This window comes from Stutzerimonas sp. S1, assembly GCF_025966695.1.
Classification (GTDB): domain Bacteria; phylum Pseudomonadota; class Gammaproteobacteria; order Pseudomonadales; family Pseudomonadaceae; genus Stutzerimonas.
The window spans coordinates 144,182-162,486 of the sequence record NZ_JAOEIY010000003.1 but is presented as its reverse complement, the minus strand read 5'-3'; the positions used below and the strand labels follow the sequence as shown (position 1 = coordinate 162,486).

General features: G+C 63.7%; 22 protein-coding genes and 1 riboswitch. Of the genes, 8 read left to right on the top strand and 14 right to left on the bottom strand.

Annotation, left to right across the window (positions count from 1 at the left end; translation table 11 throughout):
* Positions 1-8 precede the first annotated feature (8 nt).
* Positions 9-228, bottom strand: a riboswitch (cobalamin riboswitch).
* 144 nt (positions 229-372) lie between these two features.
* Positions 373-1,176, top strand: a complete 804-nt coding sequence (locus tag N8H22_RS07470) for a metallophosphoesterase (protein WP_264589989.1) — start codon at positions 373-375, stop codon at positions 1,174-1,176.
* A 15-nt stretch (positions 1,177-1,191) separates the two neighbouring features.
* Here N8H22_RS07470 and N8H22_RS07465 read toward each other — a convergent pair whose 3' ends face one another.
* The 13 genes from N8H22_RS07465 to ttcA form a co-directional block, all read right to left on the bottom strand.
* On the bottom strand, positions 1,192-1,710 hold the full coding sequence (locus N8H22_RS07465) for a C40 family peptidase (protein WP_264589988.1): 519 nt from the start codon (positions 1,708-1,710) through the stop codon (positions 1,192-1,194).
* A gap of 81 nt (positions 1,711-1,791) precedes the next feature.
* Positions 1,792-2,421, bottom strand: a complete 630-nt coding sequence (locus N8H22_RS07460; RefSeq protein WP_264589987.1) for an NlpC/P60 family protein — start codon at positions 2,419-2,421, stop codon at positions 1,792-1,794.
* 230 nt (positions 2,422-2,651) lie between these two features.
* Entirely contained in the window at positions 2,652-2,942 is a 291-nt protein-coding gene (locus tag N8H22_RS07455) for a cyd operon YbgE family protein (protein ID WP_264589986.1), read from the bottom strand.
* A complete protein-coding gene (cydX, locus tag N8H22_RS07450; RefSeq protein ID WP_003292563.1) occupies positions 2,942-3,046 on the bottom strand; it encodes a cytochrome bd-I oxidase subunit CydX in 105 nt (34 codons plus the stop codon). Before cydX ends, N8H22_RS07455 begins: the two co-directional genes overlap by 1 nt.
* A gap of 49 nt (positions 3,047-3,095) precedes the next feature.
* A complete protein-coding gene (gene cydB, locus N8H22_RS07445; RefSeq protein WP_264589985.1) occupies positions 3,096-4,238 on the bottom strand; it encodes a cytochrome d ubiquinol oxidase subunit II in 1,143 nt (380 codons plus the stop codon).
* A 10-nt stretch (positions 4,239-4,248) separates the two neighbouring features.
* Positions 4,249-5,832 carry a cytochrome ubiquinol oxidase subunit I gene (locus N8H22_RS07440; RefSeq protein WP_264589984.1) on the bottom strand — a complete coding sequence of 528 codons (1,584 nt, stop codon included), beginning with the start codon at positions 5,830-5,832 and terminating at the stop codon, positions 4,249-4,251.
* Complete coding sequence (cydP, locus tag N8H22_RS07435) at positions 5,829-6,008, bottom strand: cytochrome oxidase putative small subunit CydP (RefSeq protein ID WP_264589983.1); 180 nt, start codon at positions 6,006-6,008, stop codon at positions 5,829-5,831. The genes N8H22_RS07440 and cydP overlap by 4 nt, the downstream gene beginning before the upstream one ends.
* Before the next feature lie 422 nt (positions 6,009-6,430).
* A complete protein-coding gene (locus N8H22_RS07430; protein WP_264589982.1) occupies positions 6,431-6,985 on the bottom strand; it encodes a putative natural product biosynthesis protein in 555 nt (184 codons plus the stop codon).
* A 93-nt stretch (positions 6,986-7,078) separates the two neighbouring features.
* Complete coding sequence (locus N8H22_RS07425) at positions 7,079-7,450, bottom strand: DUF2946 domain-containing protein (protein WP_264589981.1); 372 nt, start codon at positions 7,448-7,450, stop codon at positions 7,079-7,081.
* A gap of 58 nt (positions 7,451-7,508) precedes the next feature.
* The gene (locus N8H22_RS07420; RefSeq protein ID WP_264589980.1) at positions 7,509-8,180 is read right to left on the bottom strand and encodes a DNA-3-methyladenine glycosylase I; all 672 of its coding nucleotides are present in this window, start codon (positions 8,178-8,180) and stop codon (positions 7,509-7,511) included.
* Positions 8,181-8,538: 358 nt separating this feature from the next.
* A complete protein-coding gene (locus N8H22_RS07415; protein WP_264589979.1) occupies positions 8,539-9,618 on the bottom strand; it encodes a 3-deoxy-7-phosphoheptulonate synthase in 1,080 nt (359 codons plus the stop codon).
* Positions 9,619-9,880: 262 nt separating this feature from the next.
* Entirely contained in the window at positions 9,881-10,006 is a 126-nt protein-coding gene (locus N8H22_RS07410; protein ID WP_264589978.1) for a hypothetical protein, read from the bottom strand.
* Between the two features lie 97 nt (positions 10,007-10,103).
* The gene (gene ttcA / locus N8H22_RS07405) at positions 10,104-10,928 is read right to left on the bottom strand and encodes a tRNA 2-thiocytidine(32) synthetase TtcA (RefSeq protein WP_264589977.1); all 825 of its coding nucleotides are present in this window, start codon (positions 10,926-10,928) and stop codon (positions 10,104-10,106) included.
* A gap of 132 nt (positions 10,929-11,060) precedes the next feature.
* Between ttcA and N8H22_RS07400 the strand changes: the two genes are divergently transcribed.
* The 4 genes from N8H22_RS07400 (at position 11,061) to N8H22_RS07385 (ending at position 13,754) form a co-directional block, all read left to right on the top strand.
* Positions 11,061-11,654: a DNA-J related domain-containing protein gene (locus N8H22_RS07400; protein WP_264589976.1), complete on the top strand. Its 594-nt coding sequence runs from the start codon at positions 11,061-11,063 to the stop codon at positions 11,652-11,654.
* 141 nt (positions 11,655-11,795) lie between these two features.
* A complete protein-coding gene (locus tag N8H22_RS07395) occupies positions 11,796-12,395 on the top strand; it encodes a Yip1 family protein (protein WP_264589975.1) in 600 nt (199 codons plus the stop codon).
* 150 nt (positions 12,396-12,545) lie between these two features.
* A complete protein-coding gene (locus tag N8H22_RS07390) occupies positions 12,546-13,217 on the top strand; it encodes a Yip1 family protein (protein WP_264589974.1) in 672 nt (223 codons plus the stop codon).
* Positions 13,218-13,259: 42 nt separating this feature from the next.
* Complete coding sequence (locus N8H22_RS07385) at positions 13,260-13,754, top strand: SprT family zinc-dependent metalloprotease (protein ID WP_264589973.1); 495 nt, start codon at positions 13,260-13,262, stop codon at positions 13,752-13,754.
* A 7-nt stretch (positions 13,755-13,761) separates the two neighbouring features.
* On the opposite strand, the gene N8H22_RS07380 is transcribed toward N8H22_RS07385, so the two are convergent.
* The gene (locus N8H22_RS07380; RefSeq protein WP_264589972.1) at positions 13,762-14,946 is read right to left on the bottom strand and encodes an MFS transporter; all 1,185 of its coding nucleotides are present in this window, start codon (positions 14,944-14,946) and stop codon (positions 13,762-13,764) included.
* A 336-nt stretch (positions 14,947-15,282) separates the two neighbouring features.
* Here N8H22_RS07380 and napE point away from each other — a divergent pair, with 336 nt between their 5' ends.
* From napE to napA, 3 genes are all read left to right on the top strand, one after another.
* A complete protein-coding gene (gene napE / locus N8H22_RS07375) occupies positions 15,283-15,459 on the top strand; it encodes a periplasmic nitrate reductase, NapE protein (RefSeq protein WP_264589971.1) in 177 nt (58 codons plus the stop codon).
* 73 nt (positions 15,460-15,532) lie between these two features.
* The gene (locus N8H22_RS07370) at positions 15,533-15,793 is read left to right on the top strand and encodes a chaperone NapD (RefSeq protein ID WP_264589970.1); all 261 of its coding nucleotides are present in this window, start codon (positions 15,533-15,535) and stop codon (positions 15,791-15,793) included.
* The gene (gene napA, locus N8H22_RS07365; RefSeq protein ID WP_264589969.1) at positions 15,794-18,298 is read left to right on the top strand and encodes a nitrate reductase catalytic subunit NapA; all 2,505 of its coding nucleotides are present in this window, start codon (positions 15,794-15,796) and stop codon (positions 18,296-18,298) included.
* Positions 18,299-18,305 lie beyond the last annotated feature (7 nt).

Sequence of the window (18,305 nt, the reverse complement as noted above, 5' to 3'; positions counted from 1 at the left end):
CCGCCGCACTGCCGTGGAATGCGACAGGCCGGTCTCCGGGCTTGCGAGCGGACGCGTTGGCATCCCGAAACCGCACCTTCCCATGCATCGACAGCACAGTGGCTTTCGCGGGTTCTTGTCTCGCCTACCGTTGCGGGGGCAGCGCCGGAATCTTCGTGAGAATGGACCGGCTTCCCTGTTTCACCCATCTGGCACAAGGCCAGGGGCACCTGAGGCGTCGCGGAGGTTAGTCCAAGCCCGGACCTCACGCAACCACGAGGTTGTCGCAGCACCCTGCAATCTGCGCTTGCATCTCGTCGCTTGGAACGGCGGACGGCGAAAGGCTTCGAATGCAACAATGCCAGCAAACAGCCAGGACCTTCAGCCACGCCCATGACCAGCATCGTGCAGATCTCCGACACCCATTTCGGCACCGAACAACCCGCCGTGGTCCAGGCGCTGGAAGAGCATGTACGCGAGCATCGCGCCGATCTGCTGGTGTTCTCCGGCGATATCACCCAGCGCGCCCGCCGCGGCCAGTTCGCCAGTGCCGCAGCCTTCGTCCGCCGACTGGAGGCCGATGGCGTGGGCAATACACTGGTGATCCCGGGCAATCACGACATTCCGCTGTACAACGTCTTCGCCCGCCTGTTCACCCCCTACGGCAATTACCGTCGGCATTTCGGTGACGAACTGGAACCGGTTTTCGAGAACGAGCAGATGCTGGTGATCGGACTCAACACCACCCATCCGCGCCGGCACAAGGACGGCGTGGTGACGGGGCGGCAAGTGGAACGGGTGGCGCAGCGGCTGGCCGATGGCGACCCTCGCAAGATTCGCATCGTGGTGGCCCACCAGCCGTTCGGCGCGATGGTGCCGAGCGATCTGCGCAACCTGCAGCACGGCGCCGAGGCGGCCCTGCAGCGCTGGGCCGAGCACGGGCTGGATCTGGTCATGGGCGGGCACATTCATCTGCCCTACGTGCTGCCGTTGTCCAGGCAATATCCCGGGCTCGCTCGCGAGATCTGGATGGTGCAGGCCGGCACCACGCTCTCGACCCGTCTGCGTGGCACTTCGCCCAACTCATTCAACCGGCTGAAGCTGCACCCGGGCGACGAGAAGAAGGTCTGCGTCGAGCGTTGGGATCTGTCGGACGGGCGCTTCGTGCTGGGCTCGCACTTCAACCTGGGCTGGTGAAGCCTTGGCCGACGCTCAAGGGTTGCGCGCCAGGCGTTCGCTGTCGAGAACGCGCTTGGCACCGAGATAGGTCTTTTGCCAGTAGCGATTGGCCAGACTGTCGAGACGAACCGTGCCGCCGGAGGATGGCGCATGGACGAAGCGCCCTTCGCCGACGTAGATAGCGGCATGGCTGACCCGGCGCCCGCCGTCGGTGGCAAAGAACAGCAGATCGCCGGCCTGCAGGGCGTCGCGCCCGACGTTGGCGGCACGCATCCGGCTCATTTCCACGGTAGTTCGCGGTAATGCCACACCTGCCGCGCCACGGTAGACATAGCCGATCAGACCGCTGCAATCGAAACCGCTATCCGGGGTGTTGCCACCGTAGCGGTACGGCGTGCCGACCAGGCCCAGAGCGCTGAACAGCACGTCTTCGGCAACCGGCGACGCGGTGTGTACGGCTGGGGCGGAAATATCGGGAGGGGGTGTGCGACCGGCACAGGCAGCCAGCAATGCAGTCAGCAGAAGCAGCGAAAGGCGAGCCGGAAAGGGCATGGCAGAGCGTTCCTGACGGTCGAGCTGTCACTCTGCCGGCACGCGGGATATTAAGCAACCCCGCGGCACAGGACCCATCGATCAGCGATGGGTGGTGGTCGGTTCAACGGAGGCCAGCGCCAGCACCCGCTTGGCTTCCATATAGCTGGCGCGCCAGTACTTGTCGTCCAGGCTGTCTACCCGTACCCCGCCGCTGCGGCTGCTGGAGGCATGGATGAACTGGTCGTCGCCGATATAGATGCCGGCGTGGCTGACCCGTCCGCGACCCCGGTTGTTGAAGAACACCACATCGCCGGGCACCAGCTCCTCGCGTTTGACCACGGGTGCGTCGAGGTCGATCAGCTCACGCGTAGAGCGCGGCAGTTCGAGGCCGGCTTCCTTGCGGAACAAGAAGCCGACGAAGCCGCTGCAGTCGAAACCGGTCTTGACCGAGCTGCCACCGTAACGGTACGGCGTGCCGACCAGAGTGAATCCGCGTTCCAGAATGCTGTCGGCCAGTTGCGGCAGCTGGTAATCGTGCCCATCGGTGAGTTCGGCCAGCGACTCTTCCTCGCTCTTGTCGAGGGCGGCGAAATCGAATTCTGCGAGCGGATGCTGCTGCGTCAGATGCAGCGAAATAGCCTGCTGCTCGTTCTGGATGGACTGCCCGGCACAAGCCGTCAGCAGGGCGATAAGTGCAAGAGGCACGAGGGGTGCGAGGCGTTGGCGCATGAGCACGACCGTGTCGGTGATTCCAAAGTGCCGGCGACTATGCCCTCTATCTCCCTGATGATCAAATTTAATCGGACGAAATGTGACGGATTGACTGCGGCAAAACGTCTGCGACCCTTTTTTCAGTCAAGGCCGGCTCTGCCTGGTGGTTAGACGCTGGCGACGCAGTCGAAGATGGCGCCGAGCACGTCGTCATCCCCTGTGCGGATGAGTCACCGCAATGCCCGCTCTTAGCGCTGTGCCTGCCACAGGATCAGATAGCCCAGCCCCAGCAGCGGCCAGCCGAGCAGTGGGTGGAATAACAGACGCCACACCCAGAGCTGCGGGACGAACCCGACTCCGTGCACGAAGCCGATGGAGATCCCCCACATCACCAACATCAGCTGCGGATGGCTGTAACCACCCTGCCCGTCCAGCATCGCGGCCGGATGGATGAGCAACACCAGCGCCAGTGGGCTGGCCAGCAGCAGCGACAGTACGCGGCTGGCCGGCCGGTAGAACCCGTTGGCAACCGCGCTCATCACGGCTCGGCGTCCAGATCCTGCGTGGCCTCCAGCCACAGCGCGTTGATGATGCCGAAGCTGCAGGCCAGCAGCACACCGAGAATCCAGGTGAAGTACCACATAGTCGTTTCTCCTTGGGGCGAAGCGGGCGCAGACGGCCCGCTTGCTCATTCAGTACAGGCCGTGAGGGTTGGCTTCGATGGTCTTCTGATTGATCCGGCCCCACATGCGGATGTAGCTCCACAGCGTGTAGCAGAGAATCAGCGGCACGAAGATGCAGGCCACGACGAACATGATGCCCAGGGTCTTGTGGCTCGACACCGCGTCCCACATGGTCAGACTCGACGCGGGATCGAAGCTCGACGGAAAGACGAAGGGGAACAGCGCGAAGCCCGCAGTGCAGATACTGCCGACGATCATCAGGCTGGTGCCGAGAAAGCTCACCCCGCCACTGTTGCGACTGGAACCAAGCAGTGCCAGCAGCGCACCGACGATGCCGGCGACCGGCGCAATCAGCATGATCGGATAGCGGCTGTAGTTGCCCAGCCAACCGGCGTTGTCCTGCGCCACCTGCTTATCCAGCAACGGATTGAGCGCCGCCCCCGGATCGGTGACCGACAGCTGGGTGAAGCCCTGCACGCCCAGCGCCAGCCACAGCCCGGCGGCGACGAAGCCGATCAGGAACACCAGCGCACACAAACGGGTCGCCAGGCGCGAACGCTCGGCCAGCGCACCGTCGGTACGCAGCATCAGCCAGGCACCGCCGTGGGCGCTGAGCATGCTCAGGCTGACGATCCCGCACAGCAAGGCGAAGGGATTGAGCAGTGCAAAAAACGAACCGTGGTAGGTGGAGCGCATCAGCTCGTCGAGCTGGAACGGCAGGCCGAGGAACAGGTTGCCGAAGGCCACGCCGAACACCAGCGCCGGCACCGCGCCGCCGACGAACAGCGCCCAGTCCCAGGCACTACGCCAGCGCGGGTCTTCCACCTTGCTGCGGTAGTCGAAGCCCACCGGCCGGCAGAACAGCGCGAACAGCACCAGCAGCATTGCCCAGTACAGCCCGGAGAACGCCACCGCATAGACCATCGGCCAGGCGGCGAACAACGCACCGCCAGCGGTGATGAACCACACCTGGTTGCCATCCCAGTGGGGGGCGATGGTGTTGATCGCGGCGCGCCGCTCGTTGTCGGTTTTGCCGACGAAGGGCATCAGCGCCATGGCGCCCATGTCGAAGCCATCGGTCAGGGCAAAGCCGATCAGCAGCACGCCGATCAACACCCACCAGACCAGCTTGAGTACTTCGTAATCGAACATGGTGGTTTCCTCAGGCTTGCGACGGGACGTGAGCCGCTGCGGCCGCGCCCCGTTCGAAGTGATAACGACCGGTGTGCAGGCTGCTCGGGCCGAGCCGCGCGAAGCGGATCATCAGGAACATCTCCACCACCAGCAGCAGGCTGTAGAACGCTACCAGCGCGATCAACGAACCCCAGATATCCCCCGCGGCCAGCGTCGAGGTGGACAAGTGGGTCGGCAGCACCTCGGCAATCGACCAGGGCTGACGACCATGCTCGGCGACGTACCAGCCGGTCTGCGCGGCGATCCAGGGCAGCGGAAGGCTGAACAGGGCGAACTTCAGCAACCAAGGCTTGTTCTCCGCATTGCGCTTGATCGATGCCCAACTGGCCAGGGCGAACAGCACGAGCATGAGGAAGCCCGAGGCGACCATGGCGCGGAAGGTCCAGAACAGGCTGAACACGTCAGGAATGGTGTCCAGCGCGGCGAGCTTGATCTGCTCCTCGCTGGCATCGACCACATCCGCCGTGTACTTCTTCAGCAACAGGCCATAGCCCAGATCCTGCTTGACCTCGTTGAAGGCGGCGATGGCTTCGGGCGACTTGTCGCCGCCACGCAGCACCTGCAGCCGCTCATAGGCGAGCATGCCGTTACGGATGCGCACCTCATGCTCGGCGATCAGCTGCTTGATGCCCTTGACCTCCTCGTCCACCGAACGGGTGGCGATCAGCCCCAACGCATAGGGGATCTTCACCTCGTAGTCGGTGCGCATCTCCTCCTGATTAGGCATGCCGAACAGGGTGAAACCTGCGGGCGCCGGATGGGTTTCCCATTCGGCCTCGATGGCGGCCAGCTTGACCTTCTGCACGTCGCCGATCTCGTAGCCGGACTCGTCACCGAGAATGATCACCGAGATGGTCGAGGCCAGGCCGAATACCGCGGCGATGGCGAACGAGCGGCGGGCGAAGCCCAGGTCACGCTTCTTCAGCAGGTAATAGCTGGAGATGGCGAGGACGAAGATCGCCCCGGTGACATAACCGGCCGACACGGTGTGCACGAACTTCACCTGTGCCACCGGGTTGAACAACAGCGCACCGAAGTCCACCAGCTCCATGCGCATGGTCTCGAAGTTGAACTCCGAACCGACCGGATTCTGCATCCAGCCATTGGCGATCAGGATCCATAGCGCCGACAGGTTCGAGCCCAACGCCACCAGCCAGGTGACCGCCAGGTGCTGGACCTTGCTCAGCCGATCCCAGCCGAAGAAGAACAGGCCGATGAAGGTCGATTCGAGGAAGAACGCCATCAGCCCTTCGATGGCCAGCGGCGCGCCGAAGATGTCGCCGACGTAGTGGCTGTAGTAGGCCCAGTTGGTACCGAACTGAAACTCCATGGTCAGCCCGGTGGTGACGCCCAGGGCGAAGTTGATGCCGAACAGCTTGCCCCAGAACTTGACCATGTCCTGATAGACCTGCTTGCCGGTCATGACGTAGACCGACTCCATGATGGCAAGCAGGAAGGCCAGACCCAGGGTCAGCGGCACGAAGAGAAAGTGATACATCGCCGTCATGGCGAATTGCAGGCGTGATAGATCTACAACGCTTTCCGAGATCATCTCGGCCCTCCCTCGGGATTCGTATCCCGTTTATCAAGCAGATGCTCGGCGACCCGCGCCGAGCCGTTTTCGGGAATGCTGGGCGCATCGAACCAGATGTTTTTTATTGTTATGAGGATTGCGAGCTTGACCAGCAGCACCAGCACGATGTCCCGCCGCAGCGATGACTTGAACATGCCCTTCTCCCTGCCCACGCTTTGTTTGCAGCCTGCCGCGGCCAAAGCTGCAGCAGGTGCGATTGAAGGTCCCCCTTGGGGTGGGGACCCGATCCGCACATCGCTGCGCGGCTCAATCGCTCGTCTCGAACCCACCCGTGGAAACTGCTCGGGCCCGTGACGAGATTAGTCTCCGCCCTCATCGCGGCGGACCACAACTGCGACAGTCTGCCCCAGCCCTGTGCAGTTCTGGCGACATTCGCCGCTTCGCTTATCCAGCGTAGTTGCTTCAGCGCCCTTTGCGCGCGGCTATCTCGCGCCAGTACCAGGCAAGGCGGCATCCAAGACCGGCTGAAGCGTCTTGGCGCTTCGCCAGGCAAACGGCCATCACAGACCGAAGCCGGCATACGGCGCGCACGCATCACTGCGGCAGGCTGTCGCATTCAGGGCACCCTCAGCCAGCGCCGAAAGCCATTGGCGCCTGTGCTGGACAAGGGACTCCAGGCGAAATCCCATGGCGCGGACGGCAGCTCCTCGTCCTCGACCGGCAGTGCGCGCGAGGCCCGACGCACGCGCGCCTTCCAGTCGAACACCGGCACAGCGCCGCCTTGCCAGCCAAGCACGATGCCGAGCGCCGGGCTGTCGTCACAGTCGACCCAACGCGCTGCGGCCGCCAGCATCATCGCCTCGATATCGTCAGCGTCGATCAGTTCGCGGTACCCCGACGCCAGCAGCCAGCGACAGACGCTGAGGTGGAACGTCCAGTTCAGCGCCAGCTGGCGCCGATAGGCCCAGGTCATGAAGTCGCGAAAGATCTTCAGGCCGTCCGGCGGGTCCAGCTTGAGCAGTCGCGGGCAGACATCGAACAGCGCGTGCCAATAGGGCAAAAGCTTGGCATCCAGATGCACGAAGCTGCGAGCGTTGCTGGGATAGTCCGGGAACGGCAGCCAATGGCTGGCGCGGCTCTCGGCACGGGTGAATTTTTCCATCATGGTCATGGCGAAGCCCCCAGGATTGAGCGTGCTGCGGCGTAGCCGGCAGCGTTGCGATCCGGCGTACGGCCGGATGACGTCAATGCAAAGAGGGAAACTTCAGGGAGCGCGTGGATTCAGCGATGGCCAATGCAGGCGCGGCGTGGTGCGCTCATGAGCGGCAACAGGGCGCGCCGCGGCAGATCGACCGCCCAGCCAGGCCAGGCCGAGCAGCAGCACGATACCGACCAGTACGGAACTGCACAGCGGACAGTCGAACGGCTGGGCAGTTGAATGGGAGAAGTCGCCACCGAGGGAGCCGGCCTTGCCGGATGCCGCATCACCATCGTCCGTCAGGCAGAACACGCCCTGCCCCATCGCCAGCTCGAAGCCGACGTGCGAGGCATGCTGCAGCGTGCAGGCGAAGGCGTTGATCAACAGGCTGGCCAGGAGTAGCCAGCCGATCACGCGCGATTTCTTGACGATGGTCATGTTTCGACTTTATCACCGCCGCCTCAGCTCCAAGCTGTGCCAAACCGTCGCAGCGGGCTCAGTGATTGACGGTGAACGCCAGCATTGCCGAGAGCTGGCACAGCGGCCGCCCGCTTTCACTCTGCCACTGGTTGAACACGGCCTGCACCGCGGCCTGATCGCGCTGACTGCTGGGCACCTTGTCGATGATTTCCTGCGCCTTGAGCGCAGCGACCACATCGTTGCTGGGGACGAAGGTGTCCTTGCCGGCCATGCGCAGCAGACGCGGCGCCGACAAACCGCCGAGCTGACTGCCATGCTTGGCCAGGTAACGCCACAGACCGACGATGTCGCTGCTCGGCCAGTCCGCCAGCAGGTTGCCGAAGCTGCCCTTCTCCCGCGCGACGTCGAGCACGAACTGTGCATTGCGCGGCACGCTCTTGAGCTTGCCCAGATGGCGGATCAGGCGGGTGTCCTGCATTAGCCGCTCGATATGCTCACCGCCCATCAACACCACCTTTTGCGGATCGAAGCCGAAGAAAGCCTGCTCGAACGCCGGCCACTTGGCATCTACCAGGCTGTGTTTCAGGCCGGCGCGAAAGATGCGCAGGCTGATCAGCGAGAGGTAGCGATCATCGGGCACCGCGCGTAGCTCGTCAGCAGTGCGCGGCTGCGGCAGGCGCGCCTCCAGCGCGGCGGCCGAGCCGAAGCGGTTGAGGCAGTATTCGTGCAGCCATTTGTAGTCATGCATCGTTGGTATCCGGTGGCGACGGCAGCGGCACAGGGTGCCGGTGACGAGCCGGCCTCGCAAGCCCGCCGCCAGGTGGCTCTATCCGAGCGGCGCCCGGCCGGACAGACGGCGCACCAACCAACGCTCGGTGAATGTTCGCGAGCAAGACTGCTCCCACAGATATGGCTGCCGTAGGGTGGAACATCGCGCGGTGTTTTCCACTATGGATGGTGTCCGTGCTCCCGCGTCTCCGCCTCGAACGCAGACCGTCGCCCCACTGCTGCGTACCCGCGAGAGCACGGACAGGATCGGGCCCAGCGGTGGATGGCTTCGTCCAGCCACCCTACGCAAGTTTTTCCAGCGCCAACCGTGGCGGCAGTCAGCCTCGCAGGCGCTCGGCTGCGGTGCGCAGCAACCGTTCGGTCGCAGTCCAGCCCAGGCAACCGTCGGTGATCGACACGCCATAACGCAACTCGCCGCCCAGCGACTGGCAGCCATCGAACAGATGACTCTCCAGCATCACGCCGCGCAGGCTCGAATCGCCAGCCAGGCGCTGCTCGATCACCGACGCCAGCACCGCGGGCTGACGCAACGGATCCTTGCCGCTGTTGGCATGACTGCAGTCGACCATGATTCGTGGAGCGATGCCGTTCTTCTCCAGCGCCCGACGCGCAGCAGCGACGCTTTGTGCATCGTAGTTGGGTGCGCCGTGTCCACCGCGCAGCACCAGATGGGTGTCCGGGTTGCCGTGAGTTTCCAGCAGGGCCGGATGGCCCAGATCATCCATGCCGAAATGCCGGTGCGGATGCGCCGCCGAGCGCATGGCGTCGCAGGCGACACCCAGGCTGCCATCGGTGCCGTTCTTGAAGCCCACCGGCAGGTCCAGACCACTGACCAGCTCGCGATGGATCTGCGACTCGCTGGTGCGCGCACCAATCGCAGCCCAGCCGAGCAGGTCGTCGAAGTAACCGGCGGCCAGCGGCTGCAGCAGCTCCGTGGCGATCGGCAAGCCGGCTTCGAGGATATCGAGCATCAAACGACGCGCCAGATGCAGCCCTTCGGCCATGTCGCTGCGGCCATCCAGATGCGGATCGTAGACCAGCCCCTTCCAGCCAACGGTGGTACGGGGTTTTTCCACATAGGCGCGCATCACCAGCAGCAGCTGATCGCTCACCTGCGGCGCGAGCTCGGCCAGGCGCGCGGCATACTCCAGCGCTGCAATCGGGTCATGGAGAGAACAGGGTCCGACGACCACCAGCAAACGCGGATCGCGACCATCGAGCACCGCACGGATGGCGTTGCGATCGGTACGGATGCGTTCGGCGAGCGCGTCGTTCAAGGGCAGACGCTGGCGCAATACGGCGGGGCTGGGCAGCGGCTGGGCACTGCGGCGGGCGGAAGCGGCCACAGAGGCGGCCGGGGTTTGACTGGCAAGTGCGGCGGTAACGGAAGCATTCATGATCTGGCGGTCCTTAGCCGGCGCGGCGATTGTGCCGCGACGGCGCTAGCGAAGTGTTCGTTGCAGAGGTATCAGGGCGGCGTTGAAGCGGCTAAATCGCCAGTCATAGCGGTAATAACGGTCGGTGCGGTAAGCGGTCATGGTGTGTTCCTCGTTGCGTTGGGCCTTGCGGCCGAAAAGAAAAAACCCCGGTCGGGTGGCCGACCGGGGTTTCGAAAACTGCTCTGGTGGCGACCCTGCTTGCTAGGGCGCCTGTGGGGTATCAGGCGCGCCAGTGGCTAAACCAATACCCAAAGTAATAACCAGCAGCCACGCTCACCTGGCCACGCAGCAGCGCGATGCGCGCGGCACCGGCATTGAGGGGCAAGGAAACGAGGCTGAGGGACATGCTGTTCTCCAGAAGATGGTCGAACCTTACTCCTCCCCAGACGCTCGTTTCAACCGGCACGGTGGAGAAGCAGCGGGGTCGGCGACGGCGCACCTGGCTACAGACTCATGACATCGACGAAGCGCGGCGTGGCGCTGTCATCGATACGCAAGCTCTTGAAGTCGAACAGGTTGCGGTCGGCCAGCTGTGACGGCACCACGTTCTGCAGCGCACGGAACATGATCTCGATGCGCCCCGGCGACTTGCGCTCCCATTCCTGCAGCATTTCCTTGACCACCTGCCGCTGTAGGTTCTCCTGCGAACCACAGAGGTTGCACGGGATGATCGGGAACGCCTTCATCTTCGAGTAGGCCTCGATATCCGCCTCGTTGCAGTAGGCCAGCGGACGGATCACCACGTTGCGACCATCGTCCGAAAGCAGCTTGGGCGGCATGGCCTTCAGCGTGCCACCGTAGAACATGTTGAGGAAGAAGGTTTCCAGAATGTCGTCACGGTGATGACCGAGCGCCATCTTGGTCGCACCGATCTCGTCGGCAAAGGTGTAGAGCGTGCCGCGACGCAGACGCGAGCACAGCGAGCAGGTGGTCTTGCCTTCCGGGATCTTCTCCTTGACCACCGAGTAGGTGTCCTTCTCGATGATGTGATACTCGACGCCGATGGACTTCAGGTACTCGGGCAAGACGTGCTCGGGGAAGCCTGGCTGCTTCTGATCCATGTTGACGGCCACCACCTCGAACTTGATCGGCGCGACCTTCTGCAGATAGAGCAGCACGTCGAGCATGGTGTAGCTGTCCTTGCCACCGGACAGGCAGACCATGACCTTGTCGCCATCCTCGATCATGTTGAAGTCGGTGACCGCCTCGCCGGCCAGGCGGCGCAGGCGCTTCTGCAGTTTGTTCTGGTTGACCGAAAGGGTGCCCATGCTGAAAGTCCGGAGGAATGCGAAAGCCGCGCATTTTACGCGCAAAGCGCGCCCCGCCCCAGCCCATCCGGCACTCGCCGAGTGTGAACCGACCCAAGACCGAACGCGCCGGTGCCGTGCTAGGCTCCATGCATGGACGACCTCTCCCCTGCGATGGACCTGCCCGAGCACCTGCTCATCCTCCTGCGCGAGCAACCGCAAGGCTTCAGCGAATACCAGCTGATCCAGCGGCTCAAGCAGCGTCACTGCACGCACATCCCGAACCTGCCACTGACCGACAAGCTGGTGCTATTTCGCACCCATTTCCTGCTGTTCAATGCACTCTACCAACTGCGCGACCAACTCTGGGCCGAAGCACGCGGCCATGTGCACATCAGTCCGCTGAACATCCGATTGCAGCCCTACGCTTCCGGCCCCGACGCACTGATCGAAGAGGATCCGCTGCGCGCCTATTACCTGGATCTGCGCAATCTGCGCGATACCGACGAGGCTGACGTGGAGCGCTTGCTGGCGAGCTTCTGGACGCGCATGCAGGGCAGTGACGACAAGCGCGCCGCACTCGAACTGTTCGAACTGGACCGCAGCAACCAGCCGCTGGATCTGCAGATCATCAAGCAGCGCTACCGCCAGCTGGTAAGCCTGCACCATCCCGACCGGGGCGGCAGCACGCAGCGGCTGCAGTCGATCAACCTGGCGATGGAAATTCTGCAGCGCTATTACCGCTAACCGCATAGCTTCGATTAACTCTAAAGCCCCCGCTGCATTCGGCCTCCGCGTTCCTATACTGCGTCATAAGGTCGCACGCAGCCGTCTCTCATGACGACCCGCCAGGCGAAGCGACCCTCCAACATCAGAGGAGACGCTGGCATGATCAATCACGTTTGGGGCCTGTTCACCCATCCCGGTCAGGAGTGGCGTGAAATCCGTGGCGAGGAAGAAACCATCGGCCACATGTATCTGAGCCATGTGCTGCTGTTGGCCGCGATTCCCGCCATCTCCGCATACATCGGTGCCACCCAGGTCGGCTGGAGCATCAATGGTGGCGAGCCGGTAAAACTCACTGAAGCGAGCTGCATGCAGCTAGCGATTCTCTCCTACCTGGCCATGCTCGCTGGCGTCGCGGTCATGGGTGGCTTCATCCACTGGATGGCCCGCACCTACGATGCCAGCCCGACGCTCACCCAGTGCATCGTCTTCGCCGCCTACACCGCGACGCCGCTGTTCATTGGCGGTCTGGCAGGGCTGTATCCGCATGTGTGGCTGTTCATGCTGGTCGGCACCGCAGCCGTCTGCTACACCGCCTACCTGCTCTATGTCGGATTGCCGAAGTTCATGAACATCCCCGATGACGAGGGCTTCATGTTCTCCAGCTCGGTGCTGGCGGTCGGTCTGGTCGTGCTGGTGGCGATCATCGCGCTATCGGTGATCACCTGGGGCATGGGTGTCGGGCCGGTTTACGTGCGCTGACCGCTCGCTCTGCCGCAACGGGCCGCCTTTTCTGGCGGCCCTTTCGTTCCCGCCGGGGAAACCCTTCGCGACATCTGCCTCTCTACATGCATAACGCCGCCGTAGCCCGCCCGCTACGGCCAGCTTTCCATGGCAGATGGAGACCTCGGTATGACCCCGCACCTTTTCACCCTGCTGACCCGTCCTGATCAGGCGTGGAGCGATATCCGCCGCGATGAGGAGAAGCACAGCACCAACTATCTGTTGCACCTGTTGCTGTTCGCCCTGCTGCCGGCCGTGTGCATGTTCATCGGTACGCGTTACGTCGGCTGGAGCCTGGTCGAGGATGAACGTATCCGACTCGATACGCGCAGCGCCCTGCAGCTGAGCGTGCTGATCTACGCGACCATCATTCTCGGAACCTTCGTCATGGGCTTCTTCCTGCGCTGGATGTCGCGCTCGTTCGATGCCCGCCCGACCTTCAACCAGTGCGTCGGCTTCATCGCCTACGTCATCAGCCCGTTCTTCCTCGCCGGACTTGGTGCGCTCTATCCGACGCGCTGGATCGCCATCGCCGTGCTGGTGGCCGCTGGCGTCTACGCCACCTACCTGCTGCTCGTCGGGCTGCCGAAGTTCATGCGCATCGACAGTCGCAACAGCTTCCTCTACGGCGCCTGCACCTGGGGCGTGGGCTTGCTGGTGCTGGTCAATCTCAAGGTCCCGATGATTCTGCTCTGGATGCTGGTGCTCGACCCGACTTACGAGCGCGACGTACTGCAGGATCAGAGCTACGGCATCGGCGCGGAGCGCGCTCAGCAGGAGCCAGGCGGCCTGCAGCGCTGAGCCGCGCTTTGGCATAATGCGCCACTCTTTGTGGAGCACCCCATGCCCGAGCGACTCTATGCCCGCGTCGAAGCCTGTTACCTGCAGGCCGAGGCCTTCTTCAAACAGCGCTTCGAACGACCGCAGGTGAGTTTCAAACTACGCGGGCAGAAAGCGGGAGTGGCGCACCTGCATGACAACCTGCTGCGATTCAATCCCCAGCTGTATCGGGAGAACCGCGAGCATTTTCTCGAGCAGACCGTCGCGCACGAGGTTGCGCACCTGATCGCGCACCGGATGTTCGGCCCGCGCATCCAGCCCCACGGCGAGGAATGGCAGCTGATCATGCAGGGCGTGTACGAGCTGGCGCCGGAGCGCTGCCACACTTACGCGATAGAGCGCCGGCCGCGCACTCGCTACGTCTACCGCTGCCAGTGCATCGAGCGGGATTTTCCATTCAGTGCCCAGCGCCACTCACTGGTACGCAAAGGCCGGCGCTACTTCTGTCGCAGCTGCAAGGCCACCCTGGTGTTCACCGGGGAGCAGCGCGTCGAGTAACCGCCCGTCAGAGGCTGCGCGCGCGCCAGCCGGCGAGCACGAACAGCGCGGCGAGCACCGCCATCAGCGGCAGCCAGCCGGCGTGCTCCCAGACGTAGCCGGCGACGTAGCCCACCAGGCTCGACCCCAGATAATAGGCGCACAGATAGAGCGCCGAAGCCTGCGCCTTGGCGCCCTTGGCGTGGTACCCGACCTGACCGCTGGCCACCGCATGTGCGGCGAAGAAGCCGAGAGTGAACAGCCCAAGGCCGGTGACGATCGCCGTCAGCCATGGCATGGCACATAGCGCCACCCCGCCCAGCATCAGCGCTACCCCACCCTGCAGCACCCGCCGCGCGCCGAAGCGTGGCACCAGCCTGCCGGCCCAACCGGCACTGAAAATACCAGCCAGATAGACGATGAACAGCATGCCGATCACTGTCGAGGACAAACCGAAGGGCGCGCCGGCCAGACGAAAACCGATGTAGTTGAACAGTGCGACGAAACCGCCCATCAGCAGGAACGCTTGCAGGAACAGCGTGCGCAGCTGCGGATTGCGCAGATGCTCACGGAAGTTGCCAAGCAGCACCGGCAGTGACAGCGGCTGTGCCTTGAAATGCCGCGACGCCGGCAACAGCCAGACGAACAGCCCCAGCGCCAGCAGCCCCAGGCCGGCAATTCCGCCGAGCGCCAGCTGCCAGCCGCCCAGATCGCTCAACAGACCGGATAGCAGACGCCCCAACAAACCGCCCAGCGCCGTGCCACCGATGTACAGCCCCATCGCCGCCGGCAGCGAACCGGGATCGAACTCCTCGCCGACATACGCCATGGCCAGCGCCGGCAATCCGCTCAGGGCCAACCCAAGCAGGGCCCGCAGGACCAGCAGCAGTCCCCAGGAATCCACCAGTACGCAGGCCAGCCCGAGCAGACTGGCCAGGCCCAACGCCGCGGCCATCACCGGCTTGCGCCCCCAGCTTTCCGCCAGAGCCCCGGATACCAGCAGACACAACGCCAGCGACAGCGTAGTCAGCGACAGCGCGAGACTGCTGCTGGCCGCCGACACGGAAAAATGCGCCGCCAGCAGTGGCAACAATGGCTGCACGCAATAGAGCATGGCGAAGGTGGCGAAGCCGGCACAGAACAGCGCCAGCGTCGCCCGCCGATACGCAGTTGTGCCTTGGCGGAAATGACTGGTGGAACTGGAAGAGGTCATTGCCGTTCCTGATAAGAGGGTCAGAAAAAGCCGCGCAGGCTACCACAGAGTGTGACTGCCTGGTCCGGATATACGAGTACCATGGCAATGCTGTTACCAGATATGACCGCATCACCCAGCCAAATCCCTCCGGGCATTTTGCGAAGATAGCCGCCCGTTCGTCGAAAAATCGCTGCACTGACGTGCTACTCCCATCCGCCCAACCTCCTGAATCACGGGGACTGGCGTCGCTGCCGCAGCTGTTCTGCCCGGTACGCGGTCGCCGGCGAGGAAACCCGGATTGCCATACGGGGGTCACTGACTAGACTCCCTTGCACGTCAGTTCGGAGTATGAAAATGACAACAACACCCGACACCCCTGACTCACCGCGCTCGAGCAAGCGCGAAGAAACCCGCCTGTTCATCTTCCTCATCGTCTTCCTGTTCCCGCTGCTGAGCGTGGCGCTGGTCAGTGGCTACGGTTTCATCGTCTGGATCACGCAAATGTTCTTCGGCCCGCCGGGACCGGCGTGATCGCTACCGCTGCACCGTCCTCCCCTCGAAGGGGCACCGCCCCGTTGTAATCGACCAGCTGGAACCCGTACCGATGGACCACACCCTGCACATCGCCAGCCTGCTGGTGCATTGCCGCCCCGAGTTGCTGCCGGCGGTCAAGGCCAACCTGCGCCGGCTGCCAAGTCTCGAACTGCATCAGGAGAGTGCCGCCGGCAAACTCGTGGTGGTGCTCGAGGCCGAGCATGAAAGCTTCATCCTCGACGCCCTCGAGCAGATCCAGCATCTGCCCGGGGTACTCAATGCCGCGCTGATCTACCACGAAGAACTCCTCAGCCTCGAAGGAGAAGCCTGAATGAGCATGACCCGTCGTCAATTCGCCAAGGCCAACGCGGCAGCCATCGCCGCTACCGTCGCCGGCATGCCGATCGCCACCAGCGCGGCCAACCTCGTCACCGAAGCGGACGCCACCAATCTGAACTGGAACAAGGCGCCCTGCCGTTTCTGCGGCACCGGCTGCAGTGTGATGGTGGCCACCCGCGAGAACCGCGTGGTGGCCACCCACGGCGACGTCAAGGCCGAGGTCAACCGCGGCATCAACTGCGTCAAGGGCTACTTCCTGTCGAAGATCATGTACGGCAGCGACCGCCTGACCCAGCCCCTGCTGCGCATGAAGGACGGCAAGTTCGACAAGCAGGGCGAGTTCCAGCCGATCAGCTGGGAACAGGCGTTCGACATCATGGAGGAGAAGTACAAGGCCGCGCTCAAGGCCGGCGGCCCGGAAGCCATCGGCATGTTCGGCTCCGGCCAGTGGACGATCTGGGAAGGCTACGCCGCCAACAAGCTGATGAAGGCAGGCTTCCGCTCCAATAACATCGACCCCAACGCGCGGCACTGCATGGCCTCGGCGGCGTTCGGCTTCATGCGCACCTTCGGCATGGACGAACCGATGGGCTGCTACGACGACATCGAAGTGGCCGACGCCTTCGTGCTCTGGGGCTCGAACATGGCCGAGATGCACCCGGTGCTGTGGACGCGGGTCACCGATCGGCGCCTGAGCGCGCCGCATGTGAAGGTGGCGGTGATGTCGACCTTCGAGCATCGCAGCTTCGAACTCGCCGACATCCCGATGGTGTTCAACCCGCAGACCGACCTGGTGATCCTCAACTACATCGCCAACCACATCATCCAGAGCGGCGCGGTGAACAAGGACTTCATCGACAAGCACACCCGCTTCGCCAAGGGCGCGCAGAACATCGGCTACGGACTGCGCCCCACCGACCCGCGCGAGCTGAAGGCGGAGAACGCCAAGGTCGCCAACACCTGGAGCGACATCAGCTTCGAGGACTACGCCGAATTCCTCAAACCCTACACCTTGGAACACGCCGCGCAGGAATCCGGCGTGCCGGCCGAGCGCCTGCGCGCTCTCGCCGAGCTGTACGCCGACCCGAAGACCAAGGTCATGTCGTTCTGGACCATGGGGTTCAACCAGCACACCCGCGGCGTCTGGGCGAACAACATGATCTACAACATCCACCTGCTCACCGGAAAGATCAGCGAGCCGGGTAACAGCCCCTTCTCGCTCACCGGCCAGCCATCGGCGTGCGGCACCGCGCGCGAAGTCGGCACCTTCTCCCATCGGCTGCCGGCGGACATGGCGGTGACCAATCCCAAGCACCGCGCCACCGCCGAGAAGATCTGGAAGCTGCCGGCCGGCACCATTCAGGAAAAACCCGGCTTCCACGCGGTGGAACAGAGCCGCATGCTCAAGGACGGCAAGCTCAAGGTGTACTGGACGCAGGTGACCAATAACATCCAGGCCGGCCCCAACACCATGCAGGAAACGCTGCCGGGCTGGCGTAACCCGGAAACCTTCGTCATCGTTTCCGACGTCTATCCGACCGTTTCCGCGCAGGCCGCCGACCTGATCCTGCCAAGTGCCATGTGGGTGGAAAAAGAAGGCGCCTACGGCAACGCCGAGCGCCGTACGCAGTTCTGGCATCAGCTGGTGGATGCGCCCGGCGAGGCACGCTCGGACCTGTGGCAGCTGGTGGAATTCTCCAAGCGCTTCAGCGTCGACGAGGTCTGGCCCGCAGAACTGCTGGCCAGGGCACCGGACCTCAAGGGCAAGACGCTGTTCGACGTGCTGTTCAGGAACGGCAAGGTCGATCGCTTCCCCAGCTCGGACATCGCCGAGGGCTTTCGCAACCGCGAGGCCGAGGCGTTCGGCTTCTACCTGCAGAAGGGCCTGTTCGAGGAATACGCCGAGTTCGGTCGCGGCCACGGCCATGACCTGGCGCCGTTCGATACCTATCACGAGGAACGTGGCCTGCGTTGGCCGGTGGTCGACGGCAAGGAAACCCGCTGGCGCTATCGCGAAGGCCACGATCCCTACGTCGAGAAAGGCAGCGGCGTGCAGTTCTACGGCTACCCGGACAAGAAGGCGATCATCTTCGCCCTGCCTTACGAGGTGCCCGCCGAGGTACCGGATGACGACTATCCGTTCTGGCTCAGCACCGGCCGCGTACTGGAACACTGGCACACCGGCAGCATGACCCAGCGGGTCGACGAGCTGCACAAGGCGGTGCCCGACGCGCTCGTCTACATGCACCCGGAGGACGCGCGCAAGCTCAACGCCCGCCGCGGCAGCGTGGTGAAAGTGATCAGCCGGCGCGGCGAGATGCAGGCGCGGGTCGAAACGCGCGGGCGCAACAAGCCGCCGCAGGGACTGATCTTCGTGCCGTTCTTCGACGCCAACAAGCTGATCAACAAGGTCACCCTCGACGCCACCGACCCGATCTCCAAGCAGACCGATTACAAGAAATGCGCCGTCAAGATCGAAGTGGTCAGCATCGCCTGAGGAGAGT

Bases quoted from the DNA above. Each gene is read 5' to 3' on its own strand.
- N8H22_RS07425 (WP_264589981.1), bottom strand. From the start codon at position 7,450: ATGACCATCGTCAAGAAATCGCGCGTGATCGGCTGGCTACTCCTGGCC.
- napE (WP_264589971.1), top strand. From the start codon at position 15,283: ATGACAACAACACCCGACACCCCTGACTCACCGCGCTCGAGCAAGCGC.
- N8H22_RS07395 (WP_264589975.1), top strand. From the start codon at position 11,796: ATGATCAATCACGTTTGGGGCCTGTTCACCCATCCCGGTCAGGAGTGG.
- N8H22_RS07390 (WP_264589974.1), top strand. From the start codon at position 12,546: ATGACCCCGCACCTTTTCACCCTGCTGACCCGTCCTGATCAGGCGTGG.
- N8H22_RS07400 (WP_264589976.1), top strand. From the start codon at position 11,061: ATGGACGACCTCTCCCCTGCGATGGACCTGCCCGAGCACCTGCTCATC.
- cydX (WP_003292563.1), bottom strand. From the start codon at position 3,046: ATGTGGTACTTCACCTGGATTCTCGGTGTGCTGCTGGCCTGCAGCTTC.
- N8H22_RS07380 (WP_264589972.1), bottom strand. From the start codon at position 14,946: ATGACCTCTTCCAGTTCCACCAGTCATTTCCGCCAAGGCACAACTGCG.
- N8H22_RS07420 (WP_264589980.1), bottom strand. From the start codon at position 8,180: ATGCATGACTACAAATGGCTGCACGAATACTGCCTCAACCGCTTCGGC.
- N8H22_RS07460 (WP_264589987.1), bottom strand. From the start codon at position 2,421: ATGCGCCAACGCCTCGCACCCCTCGTGCCTCTTGCACTTATCGCCCTG.
- N8H22_RS07415 (WP_264589979.1), bottom strand. From the start codon at position 9,618: ATGAATGCTTCCGTTACCGCCGCACTTGCCAGTCAAACCCCGGCCGCC.
- N8H22_RS07370 (WP_264589970.1), top strand. From the start codon at position 15,533: ATGGACCACACCCTGCACATCGCCAGCCTGCTGGTGCATTGCCGCCCC.
- N8H22_RS07385 (WP_264589973.1), top strand. From the start codon at position 13,260: ATGCCCGAGCGACTCTATGCCCGCGTCGAAGCCTGTTACCTGCAGGCC.
- N8H22_RS07465 (WP_264589988.1), bottom strand. From the start codon at position 1,710: ATGCCCTTTCCGGCTCGCCTTTCGCTGCTTCTGCTGACTGCATTGCTG.
- N8H22_RS07455 (WP_264589986.1), bottom strand. From the start codon at position 2,942: ATGAGCGCGGTTGCCAACGGGTTCTACCGGCCGGCCAGCCGCGTACTG.
- ttcA (WP_264589977.1), bottom strand. From the start codon at position 10,928: ATGGGCACCCTTTCGGTCAACCAGAACAAACTGCAGAAGCGCCTGCGC.
- napA (WP_264589969.1), top strand. From the start codon at position 15,794: ATGAGCATGACCCGTCGTCAATTCGCCAAGGCCAACGCGGCAGCCATC.
- N8H22_RS07470 (WP_264589989.1), top strand. From the start codon at position 373: ATGACCAGCATCGTGCAGATCTCCGACACCCATTTCGGCACCGAACAA.
- cydP (WP_264589983.1), bottom strand. From the start codon at position 6,008: ATGTTCAAGTCATCGCTGCGGCGGGACATCGTGCTGGTGCTGCTGGTC.
- cydB (WP_264589985.1), bottom strand. From the start codon at position 4,238: ATGTTCGATTACGAAGTACTCAAGCTGGTCTGGTGGGTGTTGATCGGC.
- N8H22_RS07440 (WP_264589984.1), bottom strand. From the start codon at position 5,832: ATGATCTCGGAAAGCGTTGTAGATCTATCACGCCTGCAATTCGCCATG.
- N8H22_RS07410 (WP_264589978.1), bottom strand. From the start codon at position 10,006: ATGTCCCTCAGCCTCGTTTCCTTGCCCCTCAATGCCGGTGCCGCGCGC.
- N8H22_RS07430 (WP_264589982.1), bottom strand. From the start codon at position 6,985: ATGACCATGATGGAAAAATTCACCCGTGCCGAGAGCCGCGCCAGCCAT.